At 56.8% G+C, this 18,079-nt stretch carries 20 protein-coding genes; 8 read left to right on the top strand and 12 right to left on the bottom strand.

The genetic code is table 11. From position 1 onward, the window contains the following. The first annotated feature begins 43 nt into the window (after positions 1–43). Positions 44–910: an aldo/keto reductase family oxidoreductase gene (locus tag IB212_RS10090; protein WP_188245655.1), complete on the top strand. Its 867-nt coding sequence runs from the start codon at positions 44–46 to the stop codon at positions 908–910. Positions 911–956: 46 nt separating this feature from the next. On the opposite strand, the gene IB212_RS10095 is transcribed toward IB212_RS10090, so the two are convergent. Beyond that, entirely contained in the window at positions 957–1,157 is a 201-nt protein-coding gene (locus IB212_RS10095; RefSeq protein WP_041910272.1) for a hypothetical protein, read from the bottom strand. A 309-nt stretch (positions 1,158–1,466) separates the two neighbouring features. Between IB212_RS10095 and umuD the strand changes: the two genes are divergently transcribed. Both umuD and umuC read left to right on the top strand, forming a co-directional pair. Beyond that, complete coding sequence (gene umuD / locus IB212_RS10100) at positions 1,467–1,901, top strand: translesion error-prone DNA polymerase V autoproteolytic subunit (protein ID WP_028012955.1); 435 nt, start codon at positions 1,467–1,469, stop codon at positions 1,899–1,901. After that, positions 1,885–3,147, top strand: coding sequence for a translesion error-prone DNA polymerase V subunit UmuC (gene umuC / locus IB212_RS10105; RefSeq protein ID WP_188245654.1), 1,263 nt, complete (start codon positions 1,885–1,887; stop codon positions 3,145–3,147). The genes umuD and umuC overlap by 17 nt, the downstream gene beginning before the upstream one ends. Positions 3,148–3,230: 83 nt before the next feature. Here umuC and IB212_RS10110 read toward each other — a convergent pair whose 3' ends face one another. Further along, positions 3,231–4,211 carry a nitronate monooxygenase family protein gene (locus IB212_RS10110; RefSeq protein ID WP_041910266.1) on the bottom strand — a complete coding sequence of 327 codons (981 nt, stop codon included), beginning with the start codon at positions 4,209–4,211 and terminating at the stop codon, positions 3,231–3,233. A gap of 134 nt (positions 4,212–4,345) precedes the next feature. Between IB212_RS10110 and IB212_RS10115 the strand changes: the two genes are divergently transcribed. After that, positions 4,346–5,230, top strand: a complete 885-nt coding sequence (locus tag IB212_RS10115) for a LysR family transcriptional regulator (RefSeq protein WP_041910264.1) — start codon at positions 4,346–4,348, stop codon at positions 5,228–5,230. A gap of 81 nt (positions 5,231–5,311) precedes the next feature. Here IB212_RS10115 and yajD read toward each other — a convergent pair whose 3' ends face one another. Continuing rightward, positions 5,312–5,659 (bottom strand): HNH nuclease YajD, encoded by a 348-nt coding sequence (yajD, locus tag IB212_RS10120; RefSeq protein ID WP_003857471.1) that lies wholly within the window; start codon positions 5,657–5,659, stop codon positions 5,312–5,314. Positions 5,660–5,835: 176 nt separating this feature from the next. Between yajD and IB212_RS10125 the strand changes: the two genes are divergently transcribed. Beyond that, the gene (locus IB212_RS10125) at positions 5,836–6,861 is read left to right on the top strand and encodes an LLM class flavin-dependent oxidoreductase (RefSeq protein ID WP_041910262.1); all 1,026 of its coding nucleotides are present in this window, start codon (positions 5,836–5,838) and stop codon (positions 6,859–6,861) included. Between the two features lie 28 nt (positions 6,862–6,889). Further along, a complete protein-coding gene (locus IB212_RS10130; protein ID WP_041912018.1) occupies positions 6,890–7,837 on the top strand; it encodes a zinc-dependent alcohol dehydrogenase family protein in 948 nt (315 codons plus the stop codon). Positions 7,838–7,840: 3 nt separating this feature from the next. Here the strand turns inward: IB212_RS10130 and IB212_RS10135 are convergent, their stop codons facing one another. After that, positions 7,841–8,875, bottom strand: a complete 1,035-nt coding sequence (locus IB212_RS10135; RefSeq protein ID WP_041910260.1) for an AI-2E family transporter — start codon at positions 8,873–8,875, stop codon at positions 7,841–7,843. Between the two features lie 422 nt (positions 8,876–9,297). Between IB212_RS10135 and mdtJ the strand changes: the two genes are divergently transcribed. Together mdtJ and mdtI are read left to right on the top strand one after the other, a co-directional pair. Continuing rightward, positions 9,298–9,660 (top strand): multidrug/spermidine efflux SMR transporter subunit MdtJ, encoded by a 363-nt coding sequence (mdtJ, locus tag IB212_RS10140; protein ID WP_028012965.1) that lies wholly within the window; start codon positions 9,298–9,300, stop codon positions 9,658–9,660. Further along, on the top strand, positions 9,647–9,976 hold the full coding sequence (gene mdtI / locus IB212_RS10145) for a multidrug/spermidine efflux SMR transporter subunit MdtI (RefSeq protein WP_028012966.1): 330 nt from the start codon (positions 9,647–9,649) through the stop codon (positions 9,974–9,976). Before mdtJ ends, mdtI begins: the two co-directional genes overlap by 14 nt. A 38-nt stretch (positions 9,977–10,014) precedes the next feature. On the opposite strand, the gene IB212_RS10150 is transcribed toward mdtI, so the two are convergent. From IB212_RS10150 to puuR, 8 genes are all read right to left on the bottom strand, one after another. Beyond that, positions 10,015–10,836, bottom strand: a complete 822-nt coding sequence (locus IB212_RS10150; protein WP_028012967.1) for a serine protease — start codon at positions 10,834–10,836, stop codon at positions 10,015–10,017. Positions 10,837–10,938: 102 nt separating this feature from the next. Then, on the bottom strand, positions 10,939–11,022 hold the full coding sequence (locus IB212_RS10155; RefSeq protein ID WP_023617729.1) for a hypothetical protein: 84 nt from the start codon (positions 11,020–11,022) through the stop codon (positions 10,939–10,941). Positions 11,023–11,115: 93 nt separating this feature from the next. Then, complete coding sequence (gene asr / locus IB212_RS10160; RefSeq protein WP_032642591.1) at positions 11,116–11,490, bottom strand: acid resistance repetitive basic protein Asr; 375 nt, start codon at positions 11,488–11,490, stop codon at positions 11,116–11,118. Positions 11,491–11,638: 148 nt separating this feature from the next. Beyond that, positions 11,639–13,126: a carboxypeptidase M32 gene (locus IB212_RS10165; RefSeq protein ID WP_041910255.1), complete on the bottom strand. Its 1,488-nt coding sequence runs from the start codon at positions 13,124–13,126 to the stop codon at positions 11,639–11,641. A gap of 150 nt (positions 13,127–13,276) precedes the next feature. After that, entirely contained in the window at positions 13,277–14,548 is a 1,272-nt protein-coding gene (gene puuE / locus IB212_RS10170; protein WP_041910252.1) for a 4-aminobutyrate transaminase, read from the bottom strand. A gap of 25 nt (positions 14,549–14,573) precedes the next feature. After that, on the bottom strand, positions 14,574–15,854 hold the full coding sequence (locus tag IB212_RS10175; RefSeq protein ID WP_188245653.1) for an FAD-binding oxidoreductase: 1,281 nt from the start codon (positions 15,852–15,854) through the stop codon (positions 14,574–14,576). Then, on the bottom strand, positions 15,851–17,344 hold the full coding sequence (gene puuC / locus IB212_RS10180) for an aldehyde dehydrogenase PuuC (protein ID WP_188245652.1): 1,494 nt from the start codon (positions 17,342–17,344) through the stop codon (positions 15,851–15,853). Before puuC ends, IB212_RS10175 begins: the two co-directional genes overlap by 4 nt. Before the next feature lie 157 nt (positions 17,345–17,501). Further along, positions 17,502–18,059, bottom strand: a complete 558-nt coding sequence (puuR, locus tag IB212_RS10185; protein ID WP_013096835.1) for an HTH-type transcriptional regulator PuuR — start codon at positions 18,057–18,059, stop codon at positions 17,502–17,504. Between the last annotated feature and the right edge of the window lie 20 nt (positions 18,060–18,079).

An 18,079-nucleotide genomic window follows, 5' to 3' on the forward strand; every position in this document is an offset into this window, starting at 1 on the left:
GGAACCTGTTGTAAATCCGGATCATTTTATGAGGAAGGTTAACATGAGCAGCATTGATAAAAGCGGGACGTACGCGCTCGGAACGCGAACGGTGAAACGACTAGGCTACGGGGCAATGCAGCTTGCCGGGCCGGGCGTATTTGGCCCGCCGAAGGATAAACAGGCCGCGCTGGACGTGCTGCGCGAAGCCGTGGCGGCGGGTGTGAATCATATCGATACCAGCGATTTTTACGGCCCGCATGTGACGAACCAGCTGATCCGCGAGGCGCTTCATCCTTACCGGGACGATCTCACCCTCGTCACCAAGATCGGTGCCCGTCGCGATGACAAAGGGGCCTGGCTGCCGGCCTTTTCCGCGCAGGAGCTGACCCAGGCGGTGCATGACAACCTGCGCAACCTGCAGCTGGATGTGCTGGACGTGGTGAACCTGCGGATCATGTTTAGCGCACACGGCCCGGCAGAAGGATCGATTGCTGAACCGCTTTCCACCCTCGCAGAATTACAGCAGCAGGGGCTGGTACGCCACATTGGCCTGAGCAACGTCACGGCCACGCAGGTGGCGGAAGCGCGGAAGATGGTGCAGGTCGTCTGCGTGCAGAACATGTACAACATTGTGAACCGCGGCGACGATGCGCTGGTAGATTTACTGGCGCGGCAGGGGATTGCGTATGTGCCGTTCTTCCCGTTGGGAGGCTTCACGCCACTGCAGTCCACCGGCCTGCAGGCCGTCGCGGATTCCCTGGGCGCAACGGCGATGCAGGTTGCGCTGGCATGGCTACTGCAACGGTCGCCGAACATTCTGCTGATCCCCGGCACGTCATCCGTGGCGCATCTGCGGCAAAACCTCGCGGCGGGAGAGGTGCAATTGCCGCCTGAAGCACTTGAAAAACTGAATGCGCTGATGGGTTAATCACAGCATGGGCAAAGCCGGAAGGACACTTCCAGGCTTTGCCTGCTCAGACTCCGCATTGACTTTTCTGTCTGTGAAGCGCTAACGCTTCTGCCACAATTTCCTGCTTGCTTTTTCGCGTCTCAAAGGCGGTGATTCTGATGTATTCCATCAGGTCAGGCTCAATGCGGGCGCTCAACATCCTGAGATCGGCCTCCTTTGCTGAACCGCGGGCAACTCGCTTGTCGGGATAGTCACGGGCTGGCATAGAAAACGTTCTCCAAAAATCTTGATAATTCGTGCCCTAAAATATGCGTTATTCTGATGTTTAAGTCAATTAATAGTGTTTCTATAGTGATTTAATGATCTTTTTTCACATGAAGTGATTTTAAAGTGTTGGTTGGTGACTTTTTTATGACTTTTGGTTGGCCCGTCTGCGATCGCCAGCAGGAGAGGTTGCTAAATTAAATCCGCTCAAACTTCAACGCGTTTGCGGTCTTTGTCGGAAATGACCTTGATCCTGTGCCGTAATCCGTAATACTGTGTTTATATACAGTATCTGGCGGGAAAGGCATTTATGGACACTCTCTTTTCTTATCATCCAAAGCAACTTATTGAATTACCTTTATATCTTGAGCGTGTTGCCTGTGGCTTTCCAAGCCCTGCGCAGGATTATGTGGAGGATCGTCTCGATCTTAACCGGCTGGCGGTCAGGCACCCCAGTGCGACCTACTTTATCAAAGTGAGCGGGGACTCCATGATCGGCGCAGGGATTAGCGACGGCGATCTGCTGGTGGTAGACCGCTCGTTAAATGCCGAGCACGGGGACATTGTTGTGGCGTCGGTCGGCGGCGAATTTACGGTGAAAGAGCTACAGACCCGCCCGGTTCTGCGGTTGCTGCCACGTAATGCCCGCTATCAGCCGATCGCCTTTCAGTCCGAAGAGGAGCTGCAAATCTTCGGTGTCGTCACTCATACGCTCAAAACGCATAAACATGTTCGCGCTGGTTGATGTGAATAGCTTCTATGCCTCCTGCGAGAGGGTGTTTCGCCCCGATCTGGTGGGTAAGCCCATCGTGGTGGTGTCCAATAACGACGGCTGTATTATTTCGCTGTCGCGGGAGGCAAAGCAGTTCGGCATAAAAATGGGGGAGCCCTATTTTAAATTCAAAGAAAAGGGGTATCCGTCGCGGGTTTACGTCTTTAGCTCCAACTATGCGCTGTATGCCGATCTCAGCAGCCGGGTGATGCAGACGCTGACCGATCTCGCGCCGGCCATTGAGATCTACTCCATCGATGAAGCATTTGTGAACGTTTCGGGTGTCAGCAACTGCATCTCGCTGGAAGCATTCGGTCATCAGATGCGTACGCAGGTCTTTAAAAACACAGGCTTAAGTGTGGGCGTCGGGATTGCGCCGACTAAAACGCTGGCGAAGCTGGCCAACTATGCGGCGAAGCGGTGGTCAGCCACCGGTGGCGTGGTCGATCTCTCGGATCGTGGACGGCAGCGTAAGCTGCTGGCAAAGGTTCCGGTGGAGGAGGTGTGGGGCGTAGGACGACGCATCACGAAAAAGCTTAACGCGATGGGGATAACCACGGCGCTGGAGCTGGCGGAAGCGTCATCCTGGGTCATCCGCAAACATTTTAACGTGGTAATGGAGCGCACGGCGCGCGAGCTTCGAGGTGAGCCCTGCCTCGATCTGGAGGAGTTTACTCCCACGAAGCAGCAAATTATCTGTAGTCGTTCGTTTGGACACCGTATTACGCAGTACGAGGAGATGCATCAGGCCATTTGCGCCTATGCAGAACGTGCTGCGGAAAAACTGCGTGGCGAGCATCAGTATTGCCGCTTTATCAGCGTGTTTGTGCGCACCAGCCCACACGCGGACAACGAAATTTATTACGGCAACCAGGCTTCCGTCACCCTGATGACGCCCACCAATGATTCGCGCGATATCATTCGTGCCGCCACTGAGGCGCTGGGTCGTATCTGGCTTGACGGATATCGCTATATGAAAGCGGGGGTGATGCTGGCAGACTTTTTCAGCAGCGGCGTTGCCCAGCTGAATTTGTTTGACGATAACCGCCCGAGCGCCAACAGCGTGGCGCTGATGGAAACCATCGATAGCTTAAATTATTCCGGCAAAGGGAAAATATGGTTTGCCGGGCAGGGGATTGAGAAAGCCTGGGCGATGAAGCGCGAGATGCTGTCACCGGCCTATACGACGCGGTACGCGGATTTACCGGTGGCGAGGTAAAAGGCGGCTATGTGTGACAAAGAGCCGAAGACGGTTTACGGACGCCGCTCCTGTGCAGCGTCCATAGCATCAGGGTTAAGGGCTTACTCAACCGTTAACGCATCGACAACCTCAGCCACGCTTCTCACGCTGCGGATATTCCCAATCCCCGTGCCGAGCGCGATATAACCTTCATCGGTGTTATTTTCCAGCATGCCCAGGCGCAGGCCCCGCAATCCTCCCATCGCCTTGCCCAGCGCTTCATTGCTTGCGCCAGCTTTATCCATCGCCGCCAGTTTTTCCGCCAGCTTGCCGGGGAGAGAACGATAGTAGTGGGGGACAGTGCGAAAAAGCAGCAGGTCCAGGCCGTTGGCGGCAACAATTTTCTCTTTGACCCCCTGCGGCACGCGGCTTTCTTCGGTACTGATAAACACCGAACCGGCAAACACGCCTTCCGCACCCAATGCATGCGCCGCTCTGGCGGTGCGACGGTCGGTAATGCCGCCCGCGGCCATCACCGGGATGTGCTTCACGGCATCGGCAATCAGCGGCACGATGGAAAAGGTGCCAAGCACCGTGGCGGGTAACGTTCCGCCCTCGTCAAAACCGGTGGCGACGATAATGTCTGCGCCCAGGTCTTCTGCGAGGCGGGTGTTTTCCGGGGTGGGATTGATGTCGCGGTAGATAATGGCGATACCCGCCTCTTTTAGCTCGCTGAAGAGCGCCGGAATAATGCTGCCTTCCCCATAGCCCGTATACACCACGGCCCTGACGCCTTCCTCTTTCACCACCTGAAGAATAGGCCCAGTCCAGACGTCATTAACGGCTGTGGGGATCAGGTTCACGCCAAACGGTTTTTCGGTCAGCCGTTTGGTTTTACGAATTTCTTCCCGCATTTTTTTGGCGGTCTCTTCCGGCGTGGAGACCGCGGTATCGGCGGTTAAACCGGCGTTGGGGCCCAGCACGCCGAGTCCTCCGGCATTGCTGACCGCGGCCACTAAACGGGCATCAGTAAGCCAGGATAACGGTCCCTGAATAACAGGCTTTTCGATCCCCAGGATCTGACAGATACGGTTATTTTTCATAGCAGACTCTCCCTTACGTTTGAATGAGGGAGAGTGTAGAGAGTAAGATTGTTAGGAAAAATAGCCAGAAAAATTCATCACTGTTATAAAATCAATAACAATCATTTTCTCCCGCTCGCGGCAAGACATCCCATATGCAAATAAACCTTTTTGAATCTATTCGAATTTTTATTGAAATTGTCGAGTCAGGCAGCCTTACCCAGGCGGCGGAGAATCTGCAGATCCATCGCCCGGCAGTCACCAAAGCATTACAGTTTCTGGAGCAACACAGCGGCACGCGGCTACTGCAGCGCACAACGCGTCGGATTAGCCTGACGCCGGATGGGGAAGCGTTTTATCGCCGGAGTAAACCCCTGCTGGCGCAGGCGGACGAATTACTGGAGTCGTTTGGTACGGACCGGGCAATACACGGTCAGCTGCGTGTGGATATGCCTGTCTCTTTTGCCACGCTGCGAGTCATCCCCAATCTGCCCGATTTTTATCGTCAGCATCCTGAGATCGACATTATTCTGAGCAGCTCGGATCGCCGTCGGGATATGCTGCGCGATGGCCTGGACTGCGTGCTGCGGGTGGGGGAGCTGGAGGACGGCGAGTATATCGCGCGTAAAATTGGGAACATCAAAATCACGACCTGCGCCAGCCCGGCCTGGCTGGCAAAAAATGGTACGCCAGAAACGCTGGAGGATTTACGCCAGCATCAGGCCATCAACTGGATTAATAACAGCAGCAGACAAATTCATCCGTGGACGTTTACCACGCCGGAAGGCATCGCGGAGATTACCCTGCCCGGTAAGCTTGTCGTGGATAACTCCGAGGCCTACATCGCGGCAGGCCTTGCCGGGCTGGGGTTAATGCAGGGGATGAATCTTTTTCTCCAGCCTTACCTTGACCGCGGTCTTCTGGTTGAAGTCCTGCCGGACTATCGCTCGCCGGACCGAAAGCTGTCACTGCTCTACCCACACCGTCATCTCTCCCGCAAGGTGCGGGTATTTACCGAATGGCTGGAGAGTCTGGTGTGAAAGCGGCCGGTTCATGGCATGGCGCACCAACCGGGCGTGCGCCCCTGAGCCGCCAATCCCGCAGGTACAGTCGGTGAAAGATTACTTCTTCTTATCCATCATCGCTTTTAAATCGGCAAACGGGTTAAACGTGGCGACACCCACGTCTTTTTGCGCGTCTTCACCGGCGACCACGGTGGTGCCGTACTGATCCGCTTCGGTGTATTTCGAATGCTCGTGATCGTGACAAAACAGGCACAACAGCTCCCAGTTGCTGCCATCTTCCGGGTTGTTAGTATGGTCGTGATCGATATGGTGAACCGTCAATTCACGCAGGTTGGAATAGACGAACTCCCGCGAGCAGCGTCCGCAGACCCAGGGATAGATTTTTAATGCTTTCTCGCGATAGCCGCTTTCCAGTCGCGCGTAGTTTTTAGGGATCAGAGCCATTGCCGGTTTTACCTGCCATAAAAAAGTGGGGGATATTATATCCATTATGGAGCGGAATGACGAACCCCTCTATTCCGTCAATTTATTTGATGCTTTCCGTTAAATAAACGGCATTTATTCTTACCGGGTAATGCGTAAAGTGGACAGAACGCAACGCATTATCAGGACACAGGGTTATGAAAAAGATCGGGTTTTTATCGTTTGGTCACTGGACGCCTTCTCCGCAGTCCGGCACGCGCTCGGCGGCAGACACGCTGCTGCAGTCCATCGACCTGGCCGTGGCCGCTGAAGAGCTGGGCGCGGACGGCGCCTATTTCCGCGTGCACCACTTCGCCCGTCAGCTTAGCTCGCCGTTCCCTCTGCTGGCGGCAATAGGCGCCAAAACGAAAACCATCGAAATCGGTACGGGCGTGATTGATATGCGCTATGAAAACCCGATGTATATGGCCGAGGATGCGGGCGCGGCAGATCTGATCTCCGGCGGCCGTTTGCAGCTTGGCATCAGCCGCGGCTCTCCGGAGCAGGTCATTGATGGCTGGCGTCATTTCGGCTATGTCCCGCAGGAAGGGGAAAACGAATCGGACATGGCGCGCCGTCATACCGAGGTGCTGCTTGAGGTGCTGCGCGGCGAAGGGTTTGCAAAGCCGAATCCACAGCCGATGTTCCCCAATCCGCCTGGGCTGCTGCGCCTGGAACCGTATTCTGAAGGGCTGCGGGAGCGCATCTGGTGGGGCGCCGGTTCAAATGCGACGGCGGTATGGGCCGCTAAGCTCGGCATGAACCTGCAAAGCTCAACCCTGAAAGACGATGAAACCGGTGAGCCGTTCCATATTCAGCAGGCAAAACAGATCCGCGCCTATCGTCAGGCCTGGAAAGAGGCAGGGCATGCGCGCGAGCCGCGCGTCTCGGTCAGCCGCAGTATTTTTGCCCTGATGGACGACCGCGACCGGATGTACTTCGGTGCCAGCCGCAACGACAGTGATAGCGTGGGGTATCTTGATGAAAAAACGCGCGCGATCTTCGGGCGCAGCTATGCCGCGGAGCCTGACAGGCTGATTGAACAGCTGAAGAAGGACGAGGCGATTGCCGAGGCTGATACGTTATTACTGACCGTACCGAACCAGCTCGGTGTGGATTACAATGCGCACGTGATTGAGTCCATTCTCAAACATGTCGCACCGGCAATGGGCTGGCGCGATTAAGTATTCCGCCGTCAGCCGTGAGATCGTAATGGAAAATCTGGCCCTCTGGTATCGCCGTTTTGGCGAACCAGAATCTGTTCTGCAACCTGAAACTGCGCCACCGGGCGCGCTTGCGCCGGGACACCTCCGCGTGCAAATGCTGTATGCGCCGGTGAACGCGTCCGATCTCATTCCCATTACCGGCGCTTACCGCCACAGAACCCCGCTGCCCGCCGTCGCGGGGTATGAAGGCGTCGGCGTTGTCATTCAGGCGCCCGCGTCTTTTGCGCATCTGCCGGGTAAACGCGTTCTGCCGCTGCGCGGGCAGGGCACCTGGCAGCGCTATGCGGATTGCCCGGCAGAGTATGCGATCCCCGTGCCGGATGATGTCGATTCACGCCTGGCCGCGCGGGCCTATATCAACCCGCTGGCGGCGCAGATGATGTTGAGCCACTATCCACCGCGGGGAAAGCGGGTGCTGCTCACGGCCGCCGGTTCGGATTGCGCTATTCTGCTCGGGCAGTGGGCGCGTCTGGCGGGGGCAGAGGCGGTGTACGGTATTCATCGTTCGCCCGTTCACGCTGAACGGCTGGCGGCGATGGGGATCGTTCCTGTCGCACAGCATGACATGCAGCGGATCCTCTCCGTTGCCGCGCGTGCCGACGTCGTTTACGATGCAACCGGCGGGGCGCTGGCGGAAGCGATCCTGAGCGTGCTGCCGGAGCAGGGCATATTTGTCTGCTACGGGCTGCTCTCCGGGCAGACCTTCCGCCAGCAGCGGCCCCTGCCGCGCGTGGCGTGGTTCCATATTCGTAACTATCTGGATGGGCTCAGCGCAGAGGCGTGGCGCGCGGAGTTCGATCAAATCTGGCCCCGGATGCGCGCCAGTGCGTACAGCCCCGGAACGGTCTACCCTCTGACGGACTGGCAGAGGGCGCTCAGGGCTTACCGTGAAGGAGGAAGGGCAAGCAAGCCCCTCATGTCGATGGCGGAATGACGGCTATTGATGGCTCATATCGCTCAGCAGCACGGCGATGCTTTGCCCGCCCGCCGTCTGTTCCAGACCAATCTTCACGATGATGGTCAGCGGAACGGAGAGCAGCATGCCTACGGGACCGAGCAGCCAGCCCCAGAAAATCAGGGACAAAAAGACGACCAGCGTCGAAAGCCCCAGCCCACGCCCCATCATTCGTGGTTCAAGAATATTCCCGAATACCAGGTTAATCGCCAGATAGCCGGCCAGCAGAATCAGCGCATCATAAAATCCGCTGAACACCAGCACCTGAAGAATAGGGGGGATTGCCGCCAGCACGGAGCCGATGTTAGGAATGTAATTGAGCGCAAATGCCAGTAACCCCCAGACGAACGCAAAGCGGACGTCCAGCGCCACCAGCATTCCCCAGACCACCACCCCGGTGACCAGGCTGATGACGGTTTTCAGTACCAGATAGCGTGAAACGCTGTCCAGCGCGCGCTGAATAGCGCCCATTCCTTCAACCGGACGAACCATGATTTGCTGTAACTTTGCGGGCAGCTGTGGCACCTCCAGCAGCATGAACACCACCGTTAAAAACAGCAGGAAAATCGAGGTCATGGCATTGGAAAGCTGCGTCAGCAGGCCTGTGACGATGGTCATGGCCGCATTAGGGTCGATATATTTAAGAAGCTCCTCAACCGAAACTTCTATTCCCGCGCGCTGAAGCCAGGGCTCAAGCTGCAGCAGCGGTATCGCCAGCGAGGAACGGTATTTCGGCAGCGTTCGCGCCAGTTCGTTCAACGAGGTACCCAGATACGCAACCAGTAACACCATGGCGAAAATAATGACGCTAATTAGCAGGGTAATTGCCAGCACGCGCGGGATGCGCAGCCGCGTCATGCGCCGGACCAGTGGGTTAAGGATCACCGCAACAAACAGGGCCAGAATAAAGGGCACAATGATGTCGGCGGCAAAACGAACGCCCGTGAGTATGATCACCAGCATGCCCAGCATGATGACAATTTTTAACCCGTTGAGGGTAATAATGGGTTTAGCCATGGTGACTCCAAAAAACGCTTTTTATTTATAATAGAGGGTAAACGTCCTGCAATAAACTAACCAAAATCAAACGGGATGGGTAAAGAATTGAAAAGACTTTGAGTAAAATCTTCAGTTATGGTACAAATTTGGCGTGTTCAACTACCGAGGACAATTTTCATCCGCAAAGACGAGAAGCAACAACGCGGATAATTGTAATTTTATGGACAATTTGTTCAGGACCTATTCTTCAAATAACGCTGCTCTATTTTCTACCTCCTTCTGCCTGATTGCTGGTGAGCAACACTGGCGTACCGCACTATAGTCACCTCTTCTGCCTGAGCTGGCGCTACGCGCTTAGCTATCTGATTTAATTTCATATTTTTTTGGTTTGCTGCATGCGGCGGGCCACGATGGATTATATTCTCAAGCAGGAGAAAAACATGTTTTACTGGATCTTATTAGCCCTGGCTATCCTCGCTGAAATTACCGGCACGCTGTCAATGAAATGGGCAAGCGTCAGCGAGGGCAATACCGGTTTTATTTTAATGCTGGTGATGATATCCCTTTCCTATATTTTCCTCTCATTTGCGGTGAAGAAAATTGCGCTGGGTGTGGCCTATGCGCTGTGGGAAGGGATCGGTATTTTATTGATTACGCTGTTCAGCGTTCTGATATTCGACGAAACATTAACAACAATGAAGGTCGCCGGGTTAACGACGCTGGTCGCGGGTATCGTGCTGATTAAATCAGGTACCCGTAAACCGACAAAACAGCAGAAGGAGCAGAACCATGCAACAGTTTGAATGGGTTCATGCGGCCTGGCTGGGCTTCGCCATCGTGCTGGAAATTCTGGCGAACGTTCTGCTGAAATTCTCTGACGGTTTTCGCCGTAAGGTTTATGGCCTGATGTCGATTGCCGCAGTGCTGGGGGCATTTAGCGCCCTGTCTCAGGCGGTCAAAGGTATCGATCTGTCTGTGGCCTATGCGCTGTGGGGCGGTTTTGGTATCGCCGCCACCCTGGCCGCAGGGTGGGTGCTTTTCGGGCAGCGTTTAAATAATAAAGGCTGGATAGGGCTGATCTTGCTGCTCGCGGGCATGATCATGATAAAACTCGCCTGATCAATCGGTAACGCTGATTCACAGACAGCCGCGCTGGCTTACTCCTTAGCCAGCGCTTCCAGCTTATCGCGAAAACCGGTGACGGATAAGGCCCGGTTATCGGCTCGCCAGCGGTCTTTCGCCGCCGGGGCGGAGCTTTGAACCCCAATCAACTGCCAGCCGTTATCGGTTTTCAGCATCAGCGGTGAACCGCTGTCGCCAGGCAACGTATCGCACTGATGGGAAAGCACGCTGGTCTGCGCCCAGCCCGTCACGATACAGTCCGTGTGGGTGTAAAGCGCATCGAGATGATCGACCGGGTAGCCTGACTGCGTTACCTTGCGGTCGGCGGCTTTCAGCGCGGCGGTGAGCGCCGCTTTATCGCCGTCAAATAACGGCAGCGGCGTAATGCCCGAAGGCGGGTAGCGCAAAATAATCAGGCCAAAATCCCACGAGGCTGCCGCGGGCGGCACAATCCAGCCGTCGCCATCCGGTTTAAGACGCTTCCCAAGAGAAGCATCAACCCGGCCTTCAATGCCGTGGATTTCATAGCGCCAGATCCCTTTTTGCGACACAAATCGTAAGACAACCGCTTTGTCTGGCTTACCGTTGGGTGGCGTCAACAGGCAGTGGCCTGCCGTCAGCGCTAATTGCGGGGTGATTAACGTCGCGGTACACAGGTTGCCGCTGGCGGTTTCCAGTTGGCCTATAGCGTCCCAGGGAGCCTGGGTAGGATCGGTGACGCGAGTACGATCGTCATGACCGAAAAAAAGCGTCTTTAGCTCTTTCGCGCTAATGGCGTTATCACCGCCATCATCCGCCTGTGAAAATCCAGAAAAAAGGCCAAACGTTCCCAGCAACAACACAACAGATTTACGCATATCACACTCTGGTGGGGGTAATTATGATTATTAAAAGTGAACCCTATGAAAATACTATAGACGGGACGGCGCTAAAGTGGGAGTAAAATCAGCGTGCTACAGTCAGGAAAGATAAAAGCGGCTGGCGATGAGCGCGCATAAAATAAGCAGGATAAGAATCAGCTCAAACCGATAGCGTCGCAGCATACGCCCTCCGGATAAAAAAAACGGCGCAGAACCTTTTCCGGTTCAGCGCCGGTTTACCAACGTGCCCCGCAGGGCACGGTTAAGCTTGTACGCTTACGCAGCTGGCTGTGCAGCTGGTTTAGCAGCTTCGTGTTTTACTGCTTTTTTGTGATGCTTTTTCGCAGCCTGGGCTTTCTGCTCTACGGCTGGTTTAGCGGCTTTCTTGTGGTGCTTTTTCGCAGCCTGGGCCTTCTGCTCTACGGCTGGTTTAGCGGCTTTTTTGTGGTGCTTTTTAGCTGCCTGCGCTTTTTGCTCTGCAGCCGGTTTAGCGGCTTTGTGGTGTTTCTTGTGATGCACGGTTTTTGCTGGCGCCGCGGTGGTCGTTGCAGCAGGCGCCGCAGCAGCTGGTGCAGCAGTGGTTTCAGCAGCAAACGCAGCAGAAGACAGACCCATAGCAGCGGCAACAACCAGAGCTAATACTTTTTTCATGTTCATACCCTCGAATTTGGTTTTTCATTTAACCCCACTGCGGGGCCGTTGAAATAACTATATCCCTGTAAATTCGGGGTTTCCGTGAGTGATTGGTATCCGCGTGTAACCATATGTACAAGGCCGGGGAAGAACCCCGGCCTTATCATTACAGGTAGCGTGAGGTCAGGTGTTCGCGGAAGTAGCGGATATTCAGATCTTCCCCCGTCGCCTGGGTGATTAACTGCGACGTGCTAAAGCGGCTACCGTGCTGCCAGATGTTCTGACGCAGCCACTCAAAGAGGGCGGAAAAATCCCCTTCAGCGATAGAGGACGCCAGTCCCGGAAGCGCGGTCTTTGCAGCATGGAACAGCTGCGCGGCATACATCGCGCCCAGCGTGTACGACGGAAAGTAACCAAACCCGCCGTCGGTCCAGTGGATATCCTGCATGCAGCCGTTGCGGTAGTTGTCTTTGGTAGACAACCCGAGCCAGGCCTGCATTTTCTCATCCCACAGGGCGGGGATATCGTCCACCTCGATCTCGCCGTTGATCAGCGCGCGCTCAATCTCATAGCGCAGCACCACGTGTGCCGGGTAGCTCACTTCGTCGGCATCGACGCGGATATAGCCTGGCTTCACGCGCTGGTTCCAGGCGATAAAGTTCTCTTCGCTGAACGCCGCCTGGCTGCCAAAGCGGGCGTGAACGGCAGGGAGGAGGTGCTTAAGGAAGGCTTCGCTGCGTCCCAACTGCATCTCAAAGAACAGGCTCTGGGATTCATGGATCGCGGTTGAGCGGGCCAGGGCAATAGGCTGGCCTGCCCACGCGCGCGGCAGGTTTTGTTCGTAGCGCGCGTGTCCGGTTTCGTGGATCACGCCAAACAGCGCGCTGAGCAGCTCGTCTTCATCATAGCGCGTGGTAATGCGCACGTCTTCCGGTACGCCGCCGCAGAACGGGTGCGCACTTACGTCGAGGCGACCGCCGTTAAAATCGAAGCCGAGCATCTTCATGGCTTCCAGACCCAGTTCGCGCTGGGTTGCCGTCGGGAATGGGCCCTGCGGCGGAACGAACGACCGCTGAGCCTGTTTCTCCACCGCGCTTGCCAGCAGGTCCGGCAGCCAGGTTTTCATATCACCAAACAGCACGTCCAGGCGCGCGCTGGTCATGTCCGGTTCAAAAATATCCAGCAGCGCGTCGTACGGCGTACAGCCTTTGGCTTCTGCGCGCAGGCGGGCTTCTTCACGGCTGAGTTTCACCACTTCTTTCAGGTTGGCGGAAAAGCCCTGCCAGTCGTTGGCGGGGCGCTGCGTACGCCAGGCGTGCTCGCACCTGCTGCCCGCGAGAGATTTGGCTTCCACCAGCGATTCCGGCAGCAGGGTCGCCTGCTGATAGTGGCGCATCATTTCGCGCAGGTTGGCCTGTTCGACGTCATTCAGATCTTCCCCTGCTGCGGCCGCTAACAGGTCGCCGACTTTTTTATCGGTCAGGATCTGATGTTGCAGGACGCTCATCTCTGCCAGCGCTTCACCGCGCGCGGCGCTGCCGCCTGGCGGCATCATGGTGAACATGTCCCAGCTGGCGATGGAGGAGAGATGCGAGAAGCGAGAGAGGCGCTGGAAGGTTTTCACAAGTGACTGATAGGCGGATGTTTTTTGCAATTCTTATTTCCTCTTGCCAGGGATGTGTTTCAGGGAGCATACAATGAAACAGACCAAATTCCCCAACATTTCCCACACGGAGGAAATCTATGCCGATCTCCTCCGTTGAAACCGTCTCCGGAATGCCGGGAGACGGTTTTCGGTGGGCACTCAGGACTTATCGCGCATAACCTGTTGCAGGATCGCCAGCGCCTGGTTGAACTGAGCATCCGGAATGGTCAGCGGATAAAGGAAGCGGATCACGTTGCCGTACTGGCCGCAGATCAATAACAGCAGGCCCTGGGCGAGCGCCTTTTGCTGTATCGCCTGCGCGATGGCGGCCGAAGGCTCACGGCTCTCGGGATCAAAAAACTCCGCCGCAATCATCGATCCTCTCCCCCTTATCGCCACGAGCGCAGGGAAGGTGCCCTGAATCTCCTCCAGCGTGGCTTTCAGTCGATCCCCCAGATGGCAGGCGCGGGCGCACAGTGACTCGTTGTCGATAATCTTCAGCACCGCGTGCGCGGCGGCCACCGCAAGCGGGTTGCCTGCATAGGTCCCCCCCAGACCGCCGGGAGCCGGCGCGTCCATGATTTCGGCGCGACCCACCACGCCAGACAGCGGCATTCCGCCTGCCAGGCTTTTCGCCATCGTCATCAGGTCGGGCTTGTCCGCGTAGTGTTCCATGGCAAACAGTTTACCCGTACGGGCGAAGCCGCTCTGCACTTCGTCGGCAATCATCACGATCCCGTGCTCATCACAGATTCGGCGGATGGCGGCCACCAGCTCTGGCGGGGCGACGTTGAATCCGCCTTCACCCTGAATGGGTTCAAAAATAATCGCCGCCACCTGTTTCGCCTCAATATCCGCTTTGAACAGGCGTTCTATCGCCGTGATGGCATCCTGCGTCGTGATGCCGTGCAGCTCGGAGGGATACGGCACGTGATAAACCGACCCCGGGAAGGGGCCAAATCCCAGCTTATAAGGCGCGACCTTGCCGGTTAAGGCCATGGTCATATAGGTTCGGCCGTGGAAGCCTCCGCCGAAGGCAATCACGCCCGGTCTGCCGGTGTGGGCCCGGGCGATTTTAATGGCGTTTTCCACCGCTTCCGCGCCCGTGGTGAAGAACGCCGTTTTGGCCGGGCTCTGGACCGGGGCCAGCTCGTTAAGTTTCTCGGCTAATGAAACATAGCTTTCATACGGCACAATCTGGTAGGCCGTGTGGGTGAACTGGTGAAGCTGTTTTTCCACTGCGGCCACCAGTTCAGGATGACGATGGCCGGTATTCAGCACCGCGATCCCGGCGGCGAAATCAATATAGTCGTTGCCTTCCACGTCGGTGAGGGTGGCATTCTCCGCCGTGCGGGCAAAGAAATTACACATTACGCCTACGCCGCGCGGGGTGGCAGAAAGTCTGCGCTGATGAAATTCCTGGTTACTCATGTCAGTTACCCTTTTGTCGAAACGATCATACGCCAAGACGATCGCGCAGGCTGTAGTACGCCGCGCCCATCGCCGTGAATGGAATCCGCAGGCTGCGACCGCCCGGGAAGGGGTAGTGCGGGAGGTTGGCAAACGCATCAAAGCGCTCAGCGTCACCGCGCAACAGTTCCGAGATCAGCCGCCCGGCCAGGTGGGTGCAGGTCACGCCGTGGCCGCTGTAGCCCTGCATGTAATAGATGTTCTTGTCCAGACGGCCAAACTGCGGCATCCGCGACAGGGTCAGCAGGAAGTTGCCCGTCCAGCGGTAGTCGATTTTGACGCCTGCCAGCTGAGGGAAGGTTTTCAGCAGCTTTGGCATCACCAGGCGCTCGACATCGTCCGGATCGCGCGCGCCATAGACGACGCCACCGCCGTACAGCAGGCGGTTGTCTGCGGTGAGGCGGTAGTAATCCAGCAGATAATTGCAATCTTCCACGCAGTAGTTATTGGGGATCAGCGTGCGGGCGACCTCCTCCGGCAGCGGGGCGGTGGTCACCACCTGGGTGCCGCAGGGCATGCTGCGTTTTGCCAGCTCCGGTTCTATCTTATCGCCCAGATAGGCATTCCCGGCGACGATCACGTAGCGGGCCGTGACCTGGCCATGCTGCGTGCTTACTACTGCCGGGCTGGTGTGCTGAATGGCGGTCACCGGAGACTGTTCATATACACGCCCACCGTTCAGGCGAATGGCGTCCGCTTCGCCGATCGCCAGGTTCAGCGGATGAATGTGCCCCCCGCTGCGGTCCAGCAGCGCACCGGTATAGCGGTCGCTGTCGACTTCCCGGCGGATGGCGCTGGCGTCCAGCAGCTCCAGCTGCATGTTGCCGTAGCGTTCCCAGTTGGACTTTTGCTCCTCCAGCGTCTCCAGCTGCTTATGGTTTAGCGCCACAAACAGCCCGCCGGGACGATAGTCGCACTGGATCTGATAGCGCTGGATACGCTCCCGAATAATTTCCCCGCCTTCAAACATCATGCTCCCGAGCACTTTGGCGGCATCGGGCCCGTAGTTTTTCTCGATCACGTCGATATCGCGGCTGTAGGAGTTAACCAGCTGGCCGCCGTTGCGTCCGCTGGCGCCGAAGCCGATGCGCGCCCCTTCAAGGAGCACCACGTCGTAGCCCATTTCGGCGAGATGCAGCGCGGAGGAGAGGCCGGTATAGCCGCCGCCCACCACGCACACGTCACAGCTGATCGACTCGTTAAGCGTCGGGAAAGGTTCGTAAGCGTTCGCGCTGGCCGCGTAGTAGCTGGTGGTATGTTCGGTCATGATTGAGGCTCCAGGGCAATCCAGATGGTTTTCAGTTCGGTAAATTTTTCCAGCGCGTGCAGGGACTTATCGCGACCGTTGCCGCTCTGCTTATAGCCGCCAAAGGGTACGGTCATGTCACCGTCGTTATAGTTATTGACGAAGACCGAGCCGGCTTTCAGGCGGCGGCTCATGCGGTGCGCGCGAGAGAGATCGCGGGTCCATACCGCCGCGCCAAGCCCGTATTCACTGTCGTTGGCCAGCGTTAAGGCTTCCTCTTCGGTTTTAAAACGGGTGACGACCAGCACCGGCCCGAAAATCTCTTCCCGGCACAGCGGGGAGGCAGGGTCGATGTCGACAAAAATGGTGGGACCGACTGCGGAAGGCCATGATTGTTCCCGCCCGTCCAGCAGCAGCGTACCTTTCCGGGCTCCCTCGCGAATAAACGTGTGGACGGTATCGGCGTGCGCAGCGTCGATGAGCATGCCCATCGTGCTGTCCGGGTCGAGCGGATCGCCCGGCTGCCAGTGACGGGCCTGCGCTTTCAGCCTTGCCAGGAAGTCATCGGCGATGCTGTTTTCGAGCAGCAGGCGGGTACCGGCGATACAGACTTGCCCCTGGTTGTAAAAAATCCCGGCGGCGGTCGCGCTCACGGCCTTGTCCATGTCCGGACAGTCGGCAAAGATAATGTTGGCGCTCTTGCCGCCTGCCTCCAGCCAGACGCGCTTCATGTTGCTTTCTCCCGCGTCCTTCAACAGCTGCTTGCCGGTACGGGTAGAGCCGGTAAACGTCAGCACTTCGACCTCCGGATGCAGTGCCAGCGCCTGGCCCGCTTCGTGGCCGTAACCGCTTATCACATTCAGCACACCGTCCGGCAGGCCCGCCTCTTTCGCCAGCCCGGCCAGGCGCAGGGCGGTGAGCGGTGATTTCTCCGACGGTTTTAATACCACGCTATTGCCCGCGATCAGCGCCGGGCCCAGCTTCCAGCAGGCCAGCAGCAGCGGGAAGTTCCAGGGGACGATGGCCGCGACAACCCCGATCGGCTCGCGCACGATCATCGCCAGCTCGCCCGGACCCGTAGGCGCCACTTCGCCGTAGACTTTATCCGCCGCTTCGGCGTACCAGCGAATGGCGCGAGCCGCGCCGGGAATATCGTCGCGCAGGCTGTGGCGGATGGGTTTACCGGTGTCCAGCGTTTCCAGTAAGGCCAGCTCTTCGCCGTGGCGTTCCATTAAATCGGCGAGCTTATTGAGCACGGCCTTGCGCTGGGCCGGAGACGCCTGTGACCAGTCGCCGCGTTCAAATACCTCACGTGCGGCCTGAACCGCGCGGTTCACGTCCGCCTGCTTGCCCCGGGCCACGTTCGCCAGCGTCTGTTGGGTAGCGGGATTGACGGTTTCAAACGTGGCATTATCGGCGGCGTCACAATAGGCACCGTTAATAAATAACCGGGTCTCAATGGCGCTGTTTTTTGCTTTATCCTGCCAGTAAGTCAGGTGCTGAAAATGCATATTCACTCCTTTCTTTCGCAATCAGATAAATAAAGGCATGGCCGTTTCAGGCAATACGAAGCCGTGGGGCATCCCGGGAATTAACCCGTTGAATGCCGACATTGATCGTTTTTATTTGTCCCGGCGTAAGCGCGCTTACGCCGGGACTGAGTGGTAATTAGAACGTGGTGGGGGTGTGGGCACTGATAATGCGGCAGATGCCTGCCGAGGTATTGCTGAAGCTGTGCGGTATGCCGGTATTGATGGCATAGCTCTGCCCTGCAACCAGGTGATAAGGCTGGCCATTAATGGTCAGCACTATTTCACCTTCCAGTATCGTACCGATCTCCTCACCCTGATGTTTGATCCTCTCTCCGGTCGTGGTTCCAGGCTGGTAAGTTTCAAAAATCATCGCCAGCGTACGGTTCGGATTTCCGTTATGAACCAGCTTCATCGAAACTCCCTGACTGCCTATTTCGATAAGGTCTTCCTGATTAATAACCACCTGCGGTTCATCAGGTTTTTCCGGTTCCGAAAAGAATTCCGAGAGCGACAGCCCATAGACTTTCAGCAGCTTTTGCAGCGTACTGATGGCAGGACTCACTTTGTCCTGCTCAATGGTGCTGATGGCACTGTGTGTTAACCCAGACAGTTCGGCGGCACGCCGCTGCGAGAGACCCAATTGCTGGCGGATCTCAGACAGACGTTTCCCTGGCGCCAGTCCGTCATCGCTCATAGTTGCATTTCCTTTACGGT

Origin of the sequence: Enterobacter sp. E12, assembly GCF_014596715.2 — a bacterium.
In the GTDB taxonomy this organism is placed as follows: Bacteria; Pseudomonadota; Gammaproteobacteria; order Enterobacterales; family Enterobacteriaceae; genus Enterobacter; species Enterobacter bugandensis.